The following is a 15,967-nucleotide window of genomic DNA, read 5'->3' on the forward strand; positions in this document are numbered from 1 at the left end:
ATTGGGTCATCTCCTTACCGCTGAAGGTCATCTCCTTACCGCTGAAACGCTTTACGTGCACGATATTTCTCCTGGCCAGGAAAACCACACAGGCAATGAGTACCAGTACCGCCAGCACCTCAAAGCCGCCGATCAGGAATCCATATAAACTTCCCAGGGGTTTTGAAAATATCCTGTGCGAGCCAAACAAGCCGTCCACCATGATCTCCAGCACCTCGATGTTGATGAGCACGAAACCTGCATAAATAAAAATATGCATTACCGCTGCCAAAGGGCGTTTCACCATTTTGCTTTGGCCAAGGGCTACCTTGGCCATCGTTTTCCAGCGCAGACCAGGCTGATCGCTGCGATCGGTATCCCGGCCCAGCAGGATATTGCGCCGTATTTTACCCGCGTTTTTGGAGAACAGGTAAACAGCGGCAACAAATAGGATGAGAAATAGTAGCTGTGCAATCATTATGCGTGCATAGTAGTTTTTTCAAAGTTAAATGAATTGTTGACACCGAAAAAAGTTTTCAGAACGAAAAAAAATACAGACGCTAAGTGGTTGATTTATTGGGATATTATTTAAAACAAGTGTCTATCCTATCAGAAATTTAAACTTTTTTCAAAAAATAATTCTCAAACCCGAAAAAGAAAACTACATTTGCACTCCTCAAAAGGGGGTATCATAGCTCAGTCGGTAGAGCAAAGGACTGAAAATCCTTGTGTCGCTGGTTCGATCCCAGCTGATACCACAAGTCAAAAAAAGCCTGTTTTCTAACGAAAACGGGCTTTTTTTGTGCTTTTAGGCGTATTTTAGCGCTATCTCTTCTATATGCTCAATCGAGTGATTAGCGATTTAACAAGTTTTATTTGTTGAACTGACCGAAAATTATTGTGAAATAATTGTGGAAAAATTCGGTCGCTAAATTATTAAAAGAAATGGCTACTGTCAGAGAGGTAATTCTACCATTAGAAAAGAAAAAAGATGAAACATGGAATGTAAAAATTAGGGTAAATCATAAAGGCAAAAACTTTTATATTAAAACCCAACACTTTATTGGATCAAAACAGATACGAAAAGATCATTCAATTAAAGATCCCATCATCTTAAAATTAATGAATCCAGTTCTTGATGATTATAGAGAGAAGATTAGTGAATTGGGCTCCAAGCTGGAATTATACAATGTACGCGAATTAGCAGATTTCCTCATTGCAGACGAACCGATAACCGCAGACGAAATAAATATCATTTCATTCGGGACGAGCCGAATTAAGGAGTTAAGAACTGCAAATAGGGCCGCAAGCGCATCTAATATGCAAACAGTAGTCAATAGCTTACTTGATTACTTTAAATCCAATACCGTGCCTATTACCGCTATCAGGGCCAAATTCTTACTTGCTTATGAAAAATATCTGCGGTCTGAAAGAGAAATTACCCGACTGGAYCAATTTAAAGAGCCTTATAAAAGAACGGTACAGGGATTAAGTGATACTGGGTTACATAACCATATGCGTGATCTAAGGATACTTTTTAATAATGCTGTTGATTTTTATAATGATGAAGATTTAGAAAACATTGTTATCAAACATTACCCTTTTAAAAAATACAAACTGGTACAGGTTACGGAAAAAACCAAGAAAAAACTGACTGTTGCTCAGGTTAGAAAAATCAGAGATTGTGTAGTACAGCCTGGAGGTAGAATGGAACTCGCGAGGGACCTTTTTATGCTGAGCTTTTATTTGTGCGGCATGAATGCTGTAGACTTATATAAACTGAAAGCGGTTGATATTGAATTAGATCGTGTTGATTATAATAGGTCAAAAACACAGTCAAGAAGAAAGGATAAGGCCTTTATTAGTATTAACATTCCTGAAATCGCGGTGCCTCTGTACACCAAATATGCGGGAACATTACAGCTTCGGTATGCTTCCCATAAAACGCTTGACCGTGCGGTAAGTATAGGTATACGGGCAATGGGGAAACAATTAAATATTCCTGAATTGGAATTTTACGATGCAAGACATGCATTCGGTGATTGGGCAAGGAATATTTGTCGTTTTAGTAAAGACGATGTTGGTTTGGCATTAAATCATAAAGATCAGAGCAATTCGATAACGGACTTTTATGTTTCAAAAAGTTGGGCGATAATAGATGAGGTTCAAAAAAAAGTAATTAAACTTTTATAGAGCTTCAGTTATTAGAGTTCGATTCCCCTACGAGCTACTAAAAACAATATCGAAAGATTATAAAAACCTACAAATCAAATGATTGCAAATTCTTTTAGATGGTAAAAGCTACACGCTTATCCTGAATGAAAATAAACTGTGGATGGAGAAAACTCCTGAAGAAAACAGCGCGCTTGACCCCGGGTTGGTCCTGGCCATTAGCAGGGCTGTGACTCTGCGTTACCCTGTTTAAGTTCGGGAATTATAGTGGTCGGAGCCCTGCATTGTGCATTTTTCTTTAACCGATTCCACTCCTATCTTTTTAAATACGATAGCGATTTTTTCAACCGCTTCTTCTATTTGAGTAAAGCTATGGGTAGCCATCAATGAAAATCGCAATAAGGAAGCTTCAGGAGGAACTGCAGGAGACACCACGGGGTTTACAAATACCCCCATATCCAACAGGTATTTCGTAGCCAGGAACGTTTTGTCATTATCACGGATATAAATAGGTAAAATAGGACTTTCTGTAATTCCCAGATCAAAGCCCTCCGCCAACATCAGCTGGACAGCATAGCGGGTATTCTTCCATAATTTCTCCATCCGTTCCGGTTCACTCTCGATAACATCCAGGGCCGCTAAAACACTGGCTACAGCCGACGGTGGCATACTGGCACTAAACATCAATGATCTTGCCCTGTGCTTCAGGTAATCTATGGTTTCCGCGTTACTGGCTGCAAAACCGCCCAAAGACGCCAGGGACTTGCTGAAAGTTCCGGTGATCAGGTCCACCTGATTCGTCAGGTTAAAATGAGAAGCTGTACCGGAACCCTGATAGCCGATCACACCCAGGCTGTGCGCATCGTCGATCATGATATTGGCACCATACTGATCTGCAATCGTCACTATTTCAGGTAATTTCGCGACATCTCCTTCCATGCTGAAAATGCCGTCCACTACAATGAGTTTAACAGCTTCTTCCGGGAGTCTGCTGAGCCTTCGCTTTAAATCCTGCATATCATTGTGTGCGTACCTGATCACCCGGGAAAATGAGAGGCGGCAACCGTCTATAATGGACGCATGATCCTGTTCATCCAGTATCAGGTAATCATTTCGCCCGGTGATACAGGATAAGACACCGAGATTAACCTGGAAACCGGTGCTGAATAAGATGGCGGCTTCTTTACCAACATAGCGGGCCAAACGGTTTTCCAATTCCACATGGATATCGAGTGTCCCATTGAGGAACCGTGAACCTGCGCAACCGGTGCCGTATTTATCAATCGCTTTTTTTGCGGCCTCTTTTATTTTCGGATGGTAGGTCAACCCCAGATAGGAATTGGAACCGAACATCAATATCCGCTTACCGCCAATAATGACTTCGGTATCCTGACCAGATTCAATTGCCCTGAAATAGGGATAAAGTCCTTTGGCTTTAATTGCTGATGCATCCGTAAACTGCGCGATTTTATGATGAAGGTTTTTACGCATTGGTCTTCGTTTTGTTCAACTGCCGGATGAAGGTTTTATATTCATCAGCCGTTAGCAACGGTTTTCCATTGTCTAATATGGCGGCTTCTATTTTGATGAGCCAGGTATGATACGGCTCCCTGTTCACTAATCCAGGATTTTTGCGCATCTCCGGGTTGATCTCCACAATAATCCCGGTAACTGGCATGAACAGGTCCAATACTGTTTTAGGACCTTCGATGCTGCCTATAAATCTTTCTCTTTCAACCGTTTTATTTAAATAGGGAATGGTAACAACAACAATGTTCGCTAATTCCTTTTGTGCAAGATCCGTTATGCCCATCAAAGCATACTGCGCCTCAAAGCGGATCCATTGGTGGCCCGTCGTATAGTATAATTGTTCAGGATAATTCATACTGCGCTATTTATGTATATTAAAAATGATATCGTCCGATAAAACGTCGTTCGCCCGTTGTAAAGCCTTTTCAAAAGTGTCTCTGATATTACTTTTCCCGATTTGAAATAACAAACGTGCCATTTTTAATTCCCCCATTACCTGTTCGCTATTCACCTCGGAAAGGATGAGTTTGGTTCCCCGCTTTTTTATTTCTTTATGAACGTCTCTCAATACTCTGATACCAGTCGCATCAATAACGGGTACATTTCCCATCCGGATGATCAGTACTTTTGCGGGTTTCTCTAAAACCTTCATGGCATCCTTAAATTTATAAGCCGCACCAAAAAATAAAGGACCATTGATCTCAAAGACATCAACGCCTGCAGGGATTACTTCCGTGATAAGTTCATGGTCAGGTAATTGATCTGCGGAAAAAATAGCTTGCTGTACAGAACTGGTTTGCATCATTTTACGCATAAACAGGAAGGCTGCCAGGATCATTCCAATTTCGATAGCTACCGTCAGATCTACCAGTACAGTCAGCCCAAAAGTGGTCAGTAAAACGGCGGCATCACTTTTGGAGCCTTTTAAGACACTTATAAAATTTTCCAGTTCGCTCATGTTCCAGGCAACCACGATCAATATCCCGGCGAGTGTTGCCATCGGGATCAGCGCCGCCCATTTGCCTACAAAAAGCATGATCAGGAGCAGGGTGACGGCGTGGATGATCCCTGCAATGGGTGTTCGCCCGCCATTTTTAACATTAGTGGCTGTTCTTGCAATCGCACCGGTTGCAGGGATACCTCCAAAAATGGAAGAGCAGATATTCGCCAGCCCCTGAGCGATCAGTTCTGTATTAGACCGGTGGTTTCCGCCGATCATGCCATCTGCAACAACCGCTGATAATAAAGACTCAATGCTACCCAGTAATGCGATGGTAAAGGCAGGCCTGATCAATTGCCGAACGGTTGCCAGGCTGACGCCCGGAATTACCGGGCTTGGTAAAGAAGAAGGGATAGCCCCGAAACGACTGCCAATGGTTTCTACAGGCAGATGAAAGAACCAAACAACCCATGTGCTGATAACAATAGCAATCAGTGAACCTGGAATCTTATGGGTTATTCTGGGCCATAGCAAAACCACCAGTAAAGTAAAAATACAGATGAACAGGGCATATAGATTTACAGAGGACAGGTGCCGGCCATAATCCAGCCACTTGCTGATAAAATCCGCAGGGACGCTTCCCATTTTCAAACCTAAAAAGTCTTTTACCTCCGAGGAAAAAATGATGACAGCGATCCCGGTGGTAAAACCAATGATCAAGGGATAGGGGATGTATTTGATGGTATTGCCCAATTTGACCAAGCCCATGATGACCAGGAGGATTCCGGCCATAAAGGTGGCGATAACCAAACCGCTGACACCAAACTGCTGAACGATACCATAAACGATGACGATAAAAGCCCCCGTAGGGCCGCCGATCTGTACCCGGCTACCTCCCATGGCGGATATGATCAGCCCGGCAATAATAGCGGTAAAAATTCCTTTTTCAGGGGACACGCCGGAGGCTATGGCAAAGGCTATAGCTAAAGGTAGGGCAACGATACCTACAATTATACCGGCAACAACATCTTTATAAAATTGTGCCCTCGTGTAATTTTTAAGGGTATCGATCAGTTTTGGTCTGAACAGATTTATCATAATGCTCGTTATTGAAACCATTTATATTTATTCCCGTCAACTGGCGTATCTGTGTCCAGTTCAGGGTGATAATGTACCTTTGGTGACAACCAGTAAAGCAATATCACACGGGAGTACCGGAAATTTAGCGGGGAAAGGACGAATAAGCCACCCAGGATCGTGGCAATATATAGCCATGGTGAATCGTTATTTCGGGTGATCAGGAAAGTGGTAACCCATAAAAATCCCCCCACTGCCACATTCATAGCGTAGCCCACATACATCGCCGCATAGAAATAGCCCGGTTCAATCTCAAAAAACATCTGACAATGCGGGCAGTTTAGGTTGATCCTGTTGGAGCCCAGGCTGTATGTAGCCCCCTCAAACATATTTCCCCTGCGGCAGCGCGGGCATTTGGCGTGCAGCATAGCCCATGATTTTATTGTTTTTGCCATTATTTATTTTATCAATGCTGTTCTTCTTTTATAACTCCTCAATTACTATGCTGATCCAGGAGCTCACTCTTTAATCCACATTTTCAGAAACCTGCTATAGGAATTACTGACCAATTGGTAACCTGGTGGAACCTGGCTATCAGCGCCATGGAATGTCACCAGCCTTGTTTCCGGGGGCTTTTTGTCCAGCATTTCATAAACAAACCGGCTATAGCGATCATAAAGCTCAAAGGATGTTTTTACTGCATAATCGATCCTGCTATCAGGTTCGATATTTTCATAAAAAGGATTATAAAAATAAAAGTGATCATAATCATCAAAATCCAGCTCGGTCAGGTTACCATGAATGAAATTCACATTGGGTAAATCAATCTCTTCCCTGGCTATTTCTGCGAAAGTAAATAGTTCGCTCCGCTGTTCAATACCGTAAAATGTCGTTTCCGGATGGAAGAATCCAGCCACCAGGCAGAACTTTCCGACTCCGCTCCCGATATCCAATACTTTGGCGTTTGGGATGGCCAGGAACTCTCCCGCTTTTTTAGCGATGTCAACGGAGGTCCAGTGCATAGGTGATAAATCCTGAATATGTTCAGGATACAGTTCGTCGAAAACATAGTCTTTACGGAAAAGGGCCGGACTTAAGGTACCATGGAGCATGTAGCTATCTTTTTTATCGGTTTCAAAACTCCTGAAGGGAGCGGTTAAAAATTTGAATACGTTCATCTGGATTATTCTTTGATCCACATTTTTAGCAAAGTATCCGAGGAAACATCTGCCAGCCTATAGTCCGGCGGGATCTCCTGTTCTAAACTCTGGAAGGTGACCAGACGTGTTCCTGAAGGTTTTGAGTTTAGCGCCATATAAAGGTATTGGGTATAGTAGCTATATAAGCCTTCTGATAATTCGATGGTATTATCAATTTGGTTTACCGGATCAATATTCTCGTAGAATGAATTATAAAAATAGAAGTGATCAAACTCTTTAAAATTAATCTGGGTGACATTCCCATAAATGAAATTTACATTGGGCAAACGCGTATATCTTTTGATATTTTCTGCCAAATGATGCAGTTCATGTCTTTGCTCCACCCCGTAAAAAAAAGTTTTAGGAAAATGATAGCCTGCAGCAAGGCAGAATTTACCTACGCCACTACCAATGTCAAGCACCCTGGCATTTGGTAAAGACAGGAATTCTGCGGCTTTTTGGGCAATAGATAATGGTGTGAAATGTTTGTGCGATAGTAATTGAAAATGTTTTGGGTATAGCCAATCAAATTCCGTGTCCTCGCTGAATAAGAGGTTATTGACCAGGTTGTTTTCCGGAGATCTGACTATTTCTGGTTTGATCTTATCCCATGGACGGAGTGGCAGAGGCGAAAACGAATCATCTTTCATCGTATACAAATTTAGATCTATAGCAGCGGCAATAGCATGGTATGACATCAGTATACGGGCTGATATTTATCAGTTTTTGCCAATAAACAGAAGCTTTATATCTTTCCCGCGAGTTTCACTTTGGGCTCATGCAGCAGCCATTAAAACAGGCTTCAATAAATTCGTATCTTTGTAACATGAGCCTATCTGGAATTTTTCCGATTGACAAATGGGAATTCACAACACAGTCTGTTCTTAATACCCTCTCAGAAGAAGATTACAATTTTTTGATCTCCCGGCAGGGAGCGCAGAAATATCAAAAAGGGGAAATTATTTTCAAGGAAGGCGTTGTGCCTTCTGGTATTTATTTTATCCATCAGGGGAAGATAAAAAAGTATAAAGTTGACAGGAGCGGCAGGGAGCAGATCATCTATGTAGCCAACAAAGGCGAATTGATCGGGTACCATGCTGTCTTAGCGGAAGAACGTTGCCCTGATTCTGCCGCCACATTGGAAGATAGCCTGGTTAGTTTTATTCCTAAAGAAGATTTTTTAACTATTCTGGATAAATCGCCACTTTTTACCCGGCGCTTATTGAAAACATTGAGTCATGAGTTTAGCGTGCTGGCCAATGGTATTTCCGTGATTTCACAAAGAACCGCGACGGAACGGCTTGCCATCGCGCTGATCGTGTTAAGGGAAAAGTTTAAGGATGAAGGATCCGGTGAACAAGAGATTATTTTAAATATCTCCAGGATGGACCTCGCAAGTCTGGCCGGGATCGCACAGGAAAATGTGATCCGTCTGTTAAAAGAATTTAAAGAAGAAGGTGTTTTGGAAACTGATGGCCGGAAAATATGGATTAAGGATATTAAGCGGCTGGTTAAAAAATCAAACTACTTGTAATGACCATTCCTGTCGTTGAAGGAACAAAAGGCATATTCGCACTTTCCCCACTTCATTACGTAATTTCAACATAAAGCAGGTGATATTACTCAATAATATTGGTGTTGGTATTTCCGCCTAATTGCTGCACGGCTATTTAAAACATACACGGCACAAACATTGTTCCTTAAAATACACTCTAATTGCCGTAAAATGAAAATTCCCGGGTTTATGCAGGCCATGATATTCGAAAAAGCAGGTCAGCCGCTTGCTCTTAAACGCGTGCCGATACCAAAACCTGCCGATGGGCAGGTCCTGCTGAAGATCCTGGCCTGTGGTATCTGCAGAACAGATCTGCATATTCTGGATGGTGACCTTAACCAGCCCAAACTTCCGCTGATCCCTGGTCATGAAATTATTGCAGAGGTAGCCGGATTGGGAAAAGGTGTAAAAGATCCGCCATTGAAAACCATCGTCGGTGTACCCTGGATGGGTTATACCTGCGGGCAATGCAGATACTGTAAACAAGGTAAGGAAAACCTGTGTGATTATGCCCTTTTTACCGGTTATACCATTGACGGTGGCTATGCTGAATATGCCGTAGCTGATGTCCGGTACTGTTTCCCTCTTACCACCAACAATTACAACAGTGCTTCGGCAGCACCCCTGCTCTGTGCCGGACTGATCGGCTTTCGCTCATACCGGATGATTGATCCCGCTGCAATTAATATAGGCATTTACGGTTTCGGCGCCGCAGCGCATATTATTGTCCAAATTGCCAGGGCACAAGGAAAAAGAGTTTTTGCCTTTACCCGCAACGGCGATGACGCTGCACAACAATTTGCCATGCAATTGGGAGCCGTCTGGGCTGGCAACAGCACGGAAGCCTCCCCGGAACTACTGGATGCCACTATGATATTTGCACCCGCTGGTGAGCTGATTCCTATGGCTTTAAAACAAGTGGTAAAGGCAGGACAGGTTATTTGCGGCGGCATTCACATGAGTGAAATCCCTGCCTTTTCCTACGATCTTATTTGGGGGGAAAGGGTGATCAAATCAGTAGCTAACCTGACCCGCCAGGATGGTCTGGACTTTTTCGATATATTGAAAACAATCCCTGTTCATACGCAAACAACCGTATTCCGTCTCTCACAGGCCAACGAAGCCATTGAAAAATTAAGAAAGGGCCAGCTCAGCGGAGCGGCGGTTTTAACCATGGCCTGAAACCGTTTATAGGAAGCCGGGCTATCGAAAAGTCTTTTATCATTCAACCTTTTAATTACTGTTCAACAGATGCTTAAAAAATAAATGATGGAAATTACGCCTATTATCATTCGTCCCGGATCTCCAACCGCAAAAATAGCTGGCATAAGCGGAATGAATGACTCGCAAGTAATCGAATCCCGAAAGCAATTCGGTTTTAACCGGTTGGTTTATAAAAAGGGCAATCGTTTTTTTGATGCCGTCAAAAGCCTGTCCAAAGAGCCTATGGTATTGCTGCTGCTGGTAACCTCAGGGATTTATTTTTTCAGCGGGAATGCTGGTGATGGATTTTTCCTGGCCCCTGCAATTATACTGGTTTCGGCTATTTCCCTGTATCAGGACTTCCGTAGCCGCAATGCGCTGGAACAGCTCAGGAACTATACACAGGCCGGCCGCAGTGTTATCCGGAACAGCATAACAGTAAGTATAAGAGCTGAGGAAGTGGTTGTTGGTGACAGCCTGGTCGTTGAAGAAGGCGCAGCCATTATGGCTGATGCCACTATTATTCAGTCAAATGGTTTCTCCGTTAAACACAGTGGAAAGCCCAGCAACGATATTTTTTGAAGAGCAACAAAAATTTCGATAAAACACAGCTTTAATTGATCTTGATTCCGATTAAAAAAATTGACGCAAAACATGCAAAACTCGGGGACGGACCACCTATAAATGATGAAAATCAATACGATATGTGACGGAGCACAGATTTTCGGTACAACACTTAAACTATATTTGTATTACCCGATGGATGGAATTTATTCCTGTTTCGGTAAATGAAGCAGGGCACTTTGTCTTTAACGACTGAGGTACTGTTACATTGCGGAACCGGAGACCCCGGTTCCGTTTTTTCAAAACTTTCCACCGTCTCCAGGATAAGACAAATCCGTGCTTTGCATCCTACTCTTTACACGTTGCGCACCTATTCCTAACAACCGTTCCTCAGAAGTTTATAACGTGTAAAAACGATGCTGACTATTAACTCCTGACATGATGATCATCATTATCCAAAGAGACACAAAGCGGGATATTTACAGCAAATACTCATCGTTATGGAAACGCAGGATACAAGACGCACACAGCCTCGGAACAAACTTTATATAAGTTTAGGGCTGCTGACTTATCTACTTGTAACCCGCAACAACGATTCTAACTTCCGGTAGTACAATCTTGGCAATCGAAACCAGATCATTATTTTCCAGGCGCTGGGCCAACTGAAAACCCGGCCGCAAGCTCGTCCTGGTGACCGTGCGGCAGCCGGAGGAATTAAAATCCGTTTTTTCCGAACATTACTTATTTGACCGCATTGTTGCGAAAAACGCGCGCTGCTCTATCGGTTCCGCAACGCTGAAGCTGAAATCACTGGCGGAAAAGGCGCGGGAATACCTCGGCCGCAAAAAAGTCTCCTTTTTAGCCCGCCACGTCATCGTGGCAACCCGGGAACCGCACCAGCATGCTGCGCTCGAAGCGATCAAAGAAACCGGCGCTGCTGGTTTATATGGACAGTAAATTTAAGGTGCAAAATATTCCCATGTGTCCGCAGCCTCGTCATATCCATATCCTCTCAATGCATGTTTTTCTTAGGGTTAATGCTATTATTGAGCGCTTGAATTTTAATCTCCTTTTTTGAGGGCAGCTTACGGTTAATTTCCTCCATGATATCCATTTGTGCGCGCTGTATTTCAAAAAGGTTCTTCATCTGTTCCACGATCAATAAGTCAATTTTTTGATGCAAATTGCGGATTTCGATCTCGGCTTTTAAATTAATCAGATAATCGTTCTCCGCCCGTTTTCGATCCTTAGTTTCCTTTCTGTTCTGGCTCATCATGATGATCGGGGCCTGCAAAGCGGCAACGCAGGACAAAATAAGGTTCAGCAGAATGAAAGGGTAAGGATCGAACGGCTTTTGCCGCAACAGGGTCACGTTGATATATATCCAGACCAATATCCCAAGCAGGAAGAAAATAATGAAACGCCAACTGCCGCCGAACTCAGCCACACGGTCCGCCAGCCGCTCGGCCATCGTAATGGGTTCCCCGGAAATATAAATCTTGTTTGCGATCAATTCTTCTTCCTTTATGGACTCCAGCACGATCTTATGGAGTTTCAAGATATGTTCATCTTCGTTTTTGAGCAATTCAGCAAACTTGTTTTTTTCCATCACGGTTTCGTTTAAGTATTTCGCTGTATGTTAAAAAATCACTTCTAACGGTTTAAGTACCTGGTTAATGGATAATGAGAGCAGGCTGGATGCAAACATCATCGCAAAATCCTGCAAGCCGGGCGCTTACAGTAACGGTACTTTAGCCACCGGTGCAATAAGGTAGGCACCAGGTGTGATTACGAGCCAAATCGCTGTTGCATACCATAGGTATTTATTCCTGAACACATCAGTTTTAAAAATGCCTTGGCGTTTTCTGTGCTCATATTAAACACATGCCGTAGCTGGTAGAGCATGAGTGTAATAAAAGGAAAGTTATTACACAATTCCGGGTTCCATGTTTCTGATTTATGTTCGAAAATATGGATAAATAAAACAGCCCCAAGCGTACACACTGTGATTACCAAAGAGTAGACAGAAATTGATTTCCAGCGTTTTGTGTAAATAATAGCTTCATTTGAATTTCCGGGAGGCTGATTATTTATCCACGCGCATTTGCAAATTGAAATTTGCTACAACCAGGATAAGGTTATTGAGTTTTTACTTTTTCCTTCTTCAGTTTTGCTTGTTCCAACCAGTAGCAGTGAGCAGCGCATGCATGGAGTTTATAATTTTTGTGAACATATCCTTGGCTATGACCCTTTGGATCCAATATTTCACACCTTTCAGCGTCAGAATTTTTTAGCTGAAGCACGACTTGTCCATCATTATTATAATAGTCGCCGTTTTTTTTGGCCTTTCCCAGCTTTGTGCCATCTGCGCTGATCACATTTCCATTCCTGTCGATGAAATATAATTTTTGTCCTTTGTTATTACGGACGATATTGTTTTTATCAATATATCCAAGTTTAGTACCGCCGTGATCGTGCATCCCGCCTTTGGCATTTATGAAAATTTGTTTGATCGAGTCTTGTTTAGTTTGCCCCCAGGCACTAACAGTAACAGCCGTCGTCATTGTCAGTATAACTAATAAGAAATGCAGCTTTTTCATGATTTTGAGTTGATACATTGTTTTATTAAAACAAATATCCTTTAATAAAATTCGTTTTTCAGTGATTACCAGCAATTTAAAAAGTGATTATTGTCACAATTTTCAGTCATTGGTAGTTTCCAGAGAACTTTTTTATAAATAAAGCCAACCCGCAACGTCGCCGGTTTAATTATGTATTGTATTGCCCAGCAAATATTTGTCGCAATGATCATAATTTATATTTGCAATAAAACATTTATGCTTGCATTAAAATTGATATATCACACCCCATATCGTAGGTAAAACTAGCATTGCCACCAGATTCCAAATAGTACCAGTCAAATTTAGGAATTGAAAATGACCAAGATCACTTTTAACCAAGCCCACTGTCATCTTTGAATTTCATATCAACGGGTAAATTTGTCATAGACGACTTAATAGGCTCAGTTTCGTTCTCCCGGAATCATTTATTTAACGGCGGATTCTGTAGGCACAAAAACCGTCGACAACTAATTTGTAAAATCAGCTTTAGCTACATTAAATACTATAGGTTATGTTAGGCAAACTCAATGAAACACAGATCGAAAAATTACTAAAGGAACAAGTAATTGGTCGAATGGCCTGCCAGGCAAAAGGAGACATTTATCTCGTGCCAATCAACTACGTTTATCGGGACGGTTACATCTACAGTCATTCGGCTGAAGGTAAGAAGATCCGTATGATGCGTGAAAATCCAAAAGTGTGTTTTGAAGTGGACGACATACGCAGCGTCTTTCAATGGCAAAGCGTGATCGCAAAGGGCACTTATGAAGAAATCACTGACATTGAAGAAAAACAGCAGGCGATGCAGGGCATTATTCACCGGATCATGCCCTTGGTCACCAGTCCAGAAGGGCATCCTTCACATGGCATTACCGAAAAAGACAGTGATGTTGGCACGAACATCGAGGTAATTGTTTACAGGATCAAGCTGGGAGAAAAGACCGGGCGTTTTGAACAAGGTTAAGTAGTATGTATAAAAAGGCTGGTATTTATATCCTTTTGGGCCCCGGCCCTGCACTCGCTTTGGAAACGGCGCTCAGACAATTGGGCGGTGAGGGAAAATAGATCCGTTGAATGACACTATGAATAACACGATCATTGTAAATGTAAATGGATATGACCTATCCGCTTTTTATAAGCATTATTCTCTCTTGAGCGTGTCGAACAACATTAGAAAAGCGATCTCGAAGAAACGGAAACGCAGCGAATCCTATTTGCTATTACCCTTTCCGGTGTGAGACCCTATGGCGGTTGCCAGGGAAATAAGGTTTATCCGACACAACGGCCGCATATAGCCGTCACAATTAGTGATAAAGGTCATTTATTTTGCGGGCAGCCATCATTACCATTTTCAATCATATAGCGAATATTTGTAAGGATAATTTGGAGCTTTCCAATATAGCAGTAGCATGAAAAAAATAAGCGCGGTCTTTGATGGATTAAAATTCGCGGACAGTACGCTGGATTATGCGATCAAACTGGCAGAAATCAGCAAAGCGCTGCTATCCGGTGTATTTCTGGAGTCATTTCTCTATAATAGTTACCAGCTGGTTGATCTCATCGGAAGTCATGGACTGTCACCTGTAAAAATGAAGCATCTTTTGGAAAAGGATAAAGAAACGAGGTTAAGATCGGCCGGCATTTTTAAACAGGCCTGTAAAAAAGCACACCTTAGTTATGCCATACACAATGAACAAAGTTTTTCTTTACAGGAAGTGCTTAAGGAAAGTATCTATAGCGATCTGCTGCTGATCGGCACCGGGGAAACATTCAGCCACCTACCTGATCAGCCCCCAACACATTTCATACGGGAATTACTCGCAGGGACACAGTGTCCGGTCTTAATCGTTCCACGGGATTACCAGGAAATTGAAAAGGTGGCGCTGCTATTTGACGGCAAACCGGCGGCCGTATATGCGATAAAAATGTTCAATTATATGATGCCTTGGCTACGCAGTAAAGCGACCGAGGTGATTTCCGTGTCAGACGTCCAGGACACGGCGGAACTTCCTGATGATGTGCTGGTCACGGAATTCATCGCCTGCCATTACCCGGCGTCAAGCTATACATTGTTGAACGGCGACCCGGAAGAAGAGCTGATCACCTATCTTAAAACCGGCAGCAAAAACACCCTGATCGTTTTAGGAGCCTATCAACGGAGCGGGGTTTCCCGCTGGTTCAGATCCAGTATGGCCGATCGCCTGATGAAGGAGATCGACGCGCCTTTATTCATTGCTCACCATTAACCGTAAACTTATGGAAAAGATACTTGTTACCACCGACCAGTCCACCAATTCAAAGGCGGCCATCCGTTTCGCTATTAAACTGGCAAAAAAACGCAAAGCGGAATTAGTTATTCTGCATATTTACCACCTTTTAAAACCCTTTAAATGGAGCGACCACGCGTTTGAGGAATATGCAGACACCTTCAAAAAGAAAACAGCGGATGAGTTGTCATCATTTATTGCCGGCATCTATCGCGACATCGATGAACATGAGATCAATTATCAATTGGCCCTTGTATCTAACGTTGATGTGGTGGATGGGATTCTGGATTATGCCAATAAACACAATTGTGCGTATATCTGCATCAGCACCCGCGGCGCCGGTGCCTTTACAAAAATATTTGGCACGCATACCGCTAAATTGATCAGCAGTTCTGCTGTACCTGTTTTATGCATACCAAGCTCCTATCATTTAAAGGAACTCGAACACATTCTTTATGCATCGGATATGACCGATTATGAAAATGAACTTAAAAAAGTAGTTGATTTTGCAAGGCCGATCCATGCCAGTGTAGCGATGATGCATATTTCCTATCCTTATGAATTTGCATTCGATAAGGAACTGGCGGAAGCCACACTGCGAAAAAAAACAGACTATAAGATAAGTTTGTTAACTCCCCAAAGGGATATTACCAATGCTTTGCTTGAAGATATGGACGAGGCCATTAGGGTCAGCAGACCTTCGCTCCTGGTCTTATTTACCCACCAGTCCAGGTCAATGTTTGAAAAATTATTCTTCCCTTCTAACGCTGAGGAATATTCTTTTTACGGCAAGATCCCTTTACTTACCTTTAATAAACAGGAAGAAAAATAAAAAGCTGTAAAACCAATATGCCTGCGCT

General features: G+C 42.6%; 18 protein-coding genes, 1 tRNA gene and 1 pseudogene. 10 read left to right on the forward strand and 10 right to left on the reverse strand.

Annotated features, from left to right (window positions below):
• Window positions 1–457: pseudogene (locus AC1DQW_RS24535) on the reverse strand (Fe-S oxidoreductase); the annotation flags it as partial.
• A gap of 207 nt (window positions 458–664) precedes the next feature.
• Here AC1DQW_RS24535 and AC1DQW_RS24540 point away from each other — a divergent pair.
• The 3 genes from AC1DQW_RS24540 to AC1DQW_RS24550 all read left to right on the forward strand — a co-directional run bounded on the left by AC1DQW_RS24540 (window position 665) and on the right by AC1DQW_RS24550 (window position 2,404).
• Window positions 665–737 (forward strand) — tRNA-Phe (locus tag AC1DQW_RS24540).
• Window positions 738–924: 187 nt separating this feature from the next.
• Window positions 925–2,172 (forward strand): phage integrase SAM-like domain-containing protein, encoded by a 1,248-nt coding sequence (locus AC1DQW_RS24545; protein WP_477456459.1) that lies wholly within the window; start codon window positions 925–927, stop codon window positions 2,170–2,172.
• 82 nt (window positions 2,173–2,254) lie between these two features.
• The gene (locus tag AC1DQW_RS24550) at window positions 2,255–2,404 is read left to right on the forward strand and encodes a hypothetical protein (protein WP_477456460.1); all 150 of its coding nucleotides are present in this window, start codon (window positions 2,255–2,257) and stop codon (window positions 2,402–2,404) included.
• Here the strand turns inward: AC1DQW_RS24550 and spt are convergent.
• From spt to AC1DQW_RS24580, 6 genes are all read right to left on the reverse strand, one after another.
• Window positions 2,401–3,642, reverse strand: a complete 1,242-nt coding sequence (spt, locus tag AC1DQW_RS24555) for a serine palmitoyltransferase (RefSeq protein WP_477456461.1) — start codon at window positions 3,640–3,642, stop codon at window positions 2,401–2,403. The two genes, AC1DQW_RS24550 and spt, sit on opposite strands and share 4 nt — an antisense overlap.
• A complete protein-coding gene (locus AC1DQW_RS24560; protein ID WP_477456462.1) occupies window positions 3,635–4,036 on the reverse strand; it encodes a glycine cleavage system protein H in 402 nt (133 codons plus the stop codon). Before AC1DQW_RS24560 ends, spt begins: the two co-directional genes overlap by 8 nt.
• A gap of 6 nt (window positions 4,037–4,042) precedes the next feature.
• The gene (locus AC1DQW_RS24565) at window positions 4,043–5,719 is read right to left on the reverse strand and encodes a SulP family inorganic anion transporter (RefSeq protein ID WP_477456463.1); all 1,677 of its coding nucleotides are present in this window, start codon (window positions 5,717–5,719) and stop codon (window positions 4,043–4,045) included.
• An 8-nt stretch (window positions 5,720–5,727) separates the two neighbouring features.
• Entirely contained in the window at window positions 5,728–6,153 is a 426-nt protein-coding gene (locus AC1DQW_RS24570) for a DUF983 domain-containing protein (protein ID WP_477456464.1), read from the reverse strand.
• A 63-nt stretch (window positions 6,154–6,216) separates the two neighbouring features.
• The gene (locus tag AC1DQW_RS24575; RefSeq protein ID WP_477456465.1) at window positions 6,217–6,876 is read right to left on the reverse strand and encodes a methyltransferase domain-containing protein; all 660 of its coding nucleotides are present in this window, start codon (window positions 6,874–6,876) and stop codon (window positions 6,217–6,219) included.
• A gap of 5 nt (window positions 6,877–6,881) precedes the next feature.
• On the reverse strand, window positions 6,882–7,547 hold the full coding sequence (locus tag AC1DQW_RS24580) for a class I SAM-dependent methyltransferase (RefSeq protein WP_477456466.1): 666 nt from the start codon (window positions 7,545–7,547) through the stop codon (window positions 6,882–6,884).
• Between the two features lie 128 nt (window positions 7,548–7,675).
• Between AC1DQW_RS24580 and AC1DQW_RS24585 the strand changes: the two genes are divergently transcribed.
• The 4 genes from AC1DQW_RS24585 (at window position 7,676) to AC1DQW_RS24600 (ending at window position 11,176) form a co-directional block, all read left to right on the forward strand.
• Entirely contained in the window at window positions 7,676–8,431 is a 756-nt protein-coding gene (locus AC1DQW_RS24585) for a Crp/Fnr family transcriptional regulator (protein ID WP_477456467.1), read from the forward strand.
• A gap of 192 nt (window positions 8,432–8,623) precedes the next feature.
• Window positions 8,624–9,634 (forward strand): zinc-dependent alcohol dehydrogenase family protein, encoded by a 1,011-nt coding sequence (locus AC1DQW_RS24590; protein WP_477456468.1) that lies wholly within the window; start codon window positions 8,624–8,626, stop codon window positions 9,632–9,634.
• A gap of 84 nt (window positions 9,635–9,718) precedes the next feature.
• A complete protein-coding gene (locus AC1DQW_RS24595) occupies window positions 9,719–10,237 on the forward strand; it encodes a P-type ATPase actuator domain-containing protein (protein WP_477456469.1) in 519 nt (172 codons plus the stop codon).
• A gap of 672 nt (window positions 10,238–10,909) precedes the next feature.
• Entirely contained in the window at window positions 10,910–11,176 is a 267-nt protein-coding gene (locus AC1DQW_RS24600) for a hypothetical protein (protein WP_477456470.1), read from the forward strand.
• Between the two features lie 55 nt (window positions 11,177–11,231).
• Here AC1DQW_RS24600 and AC1DQW_RS24605 read toward each other — a convergent pair whose 3' ends face one another.
• From AC1DQW_RS24605 to AC1DQW_RS24615, 3 genes are all read right to left on the reverse strand, one after another.
• Complete coding sequence (locus tag AC1DQW_RS24605; protein ID WP_477456471.1) at window positions 11,232–11,828, reverse strand: DUF1003 domain-containing protein; 597 nt, start codon at window positions 11,826–11,828, stop codon at window positions 11,232–11,234.
• A gap of 179 nt (window positions 11,829–12,007) precedes the next feature.
• Window positions 12,008–12,337 carry a cation transporting ATPase C-terminal domain-containing protein gene (locus AC1DQW_RS24610; protein WP_477456486.1) on the reverse strand — a complete coding sequence of 110 codons (330 nt, stop codon included), beginning with the start codon at window positions 12,335–12,337 and terminating at the stop codon, window positions 12,008–12,010.
• A gap of 20 nt (window positions 12,338–12,357) precedes the next feature.
• The gene (locus tag AC1DQW_RS24615; RefSeq protein ID WP_477456472.1) at window positions 12,358–12,819 is read right to left on the reverse strand and encodes a hypothetical protein; all 462 of its coding nucleotides are present in this window, start codon (window positions 12,817–12,819) and stop codon (window positions 12,358–12,360) included.
• Between the two features lie 532 nt (window positions 12,820–13,351).
• Here AC1DQW_RS24615 and AC1DQW_RS24620 point away from each other — a divergent pair.
• From AC1DQW_RS24620 to AC1DQW_RS24630, 3 genes are all read left to right on the forward strand, one after another.
• On the forward strand, window positions 13,352–13,804 hold the full coding sequence (locus AC1DQW_RS24620) for a pyridoxamine 5'-phosphate oxidase family protein (RefSeq protein WP_477456473.1): 453 nt from the start codon (window positions 13,352–13,354) through the stop codon (window positions 13,802–13,804).
• Between the two features lie 445 nt (window positions 13,805–14,249).
• On the forward strand, window positions 14,250–15,086 hold the full coding sequence (locus AC1DQW_RS24625; RefSeq protein ID WP_477456474.1) for a universal stress protein: 837 nt from the start codon (window positions 14,250–14,252) through the stop codon (window positions 15,084–15,086).
• A 10-nt stretch (window positions 15,087–15,096) separates the two neighbouring features.
• Complete coding sequence (locus tag AC1DQW_RS24630; RefSeq protein WP_477456475.1) at window positions 15,097–15,939, forward strand: universal stress protein; 843 nt, start codon at window positions 15,097–15,099, stop codon at window positions 15,937–15,939.
• Window positions 15,940–15,967: the final 28 nt, after the last annotated feature.

Source organism: Mucilaginibacter sp. P5_A4, assembly GCF_056400605.1.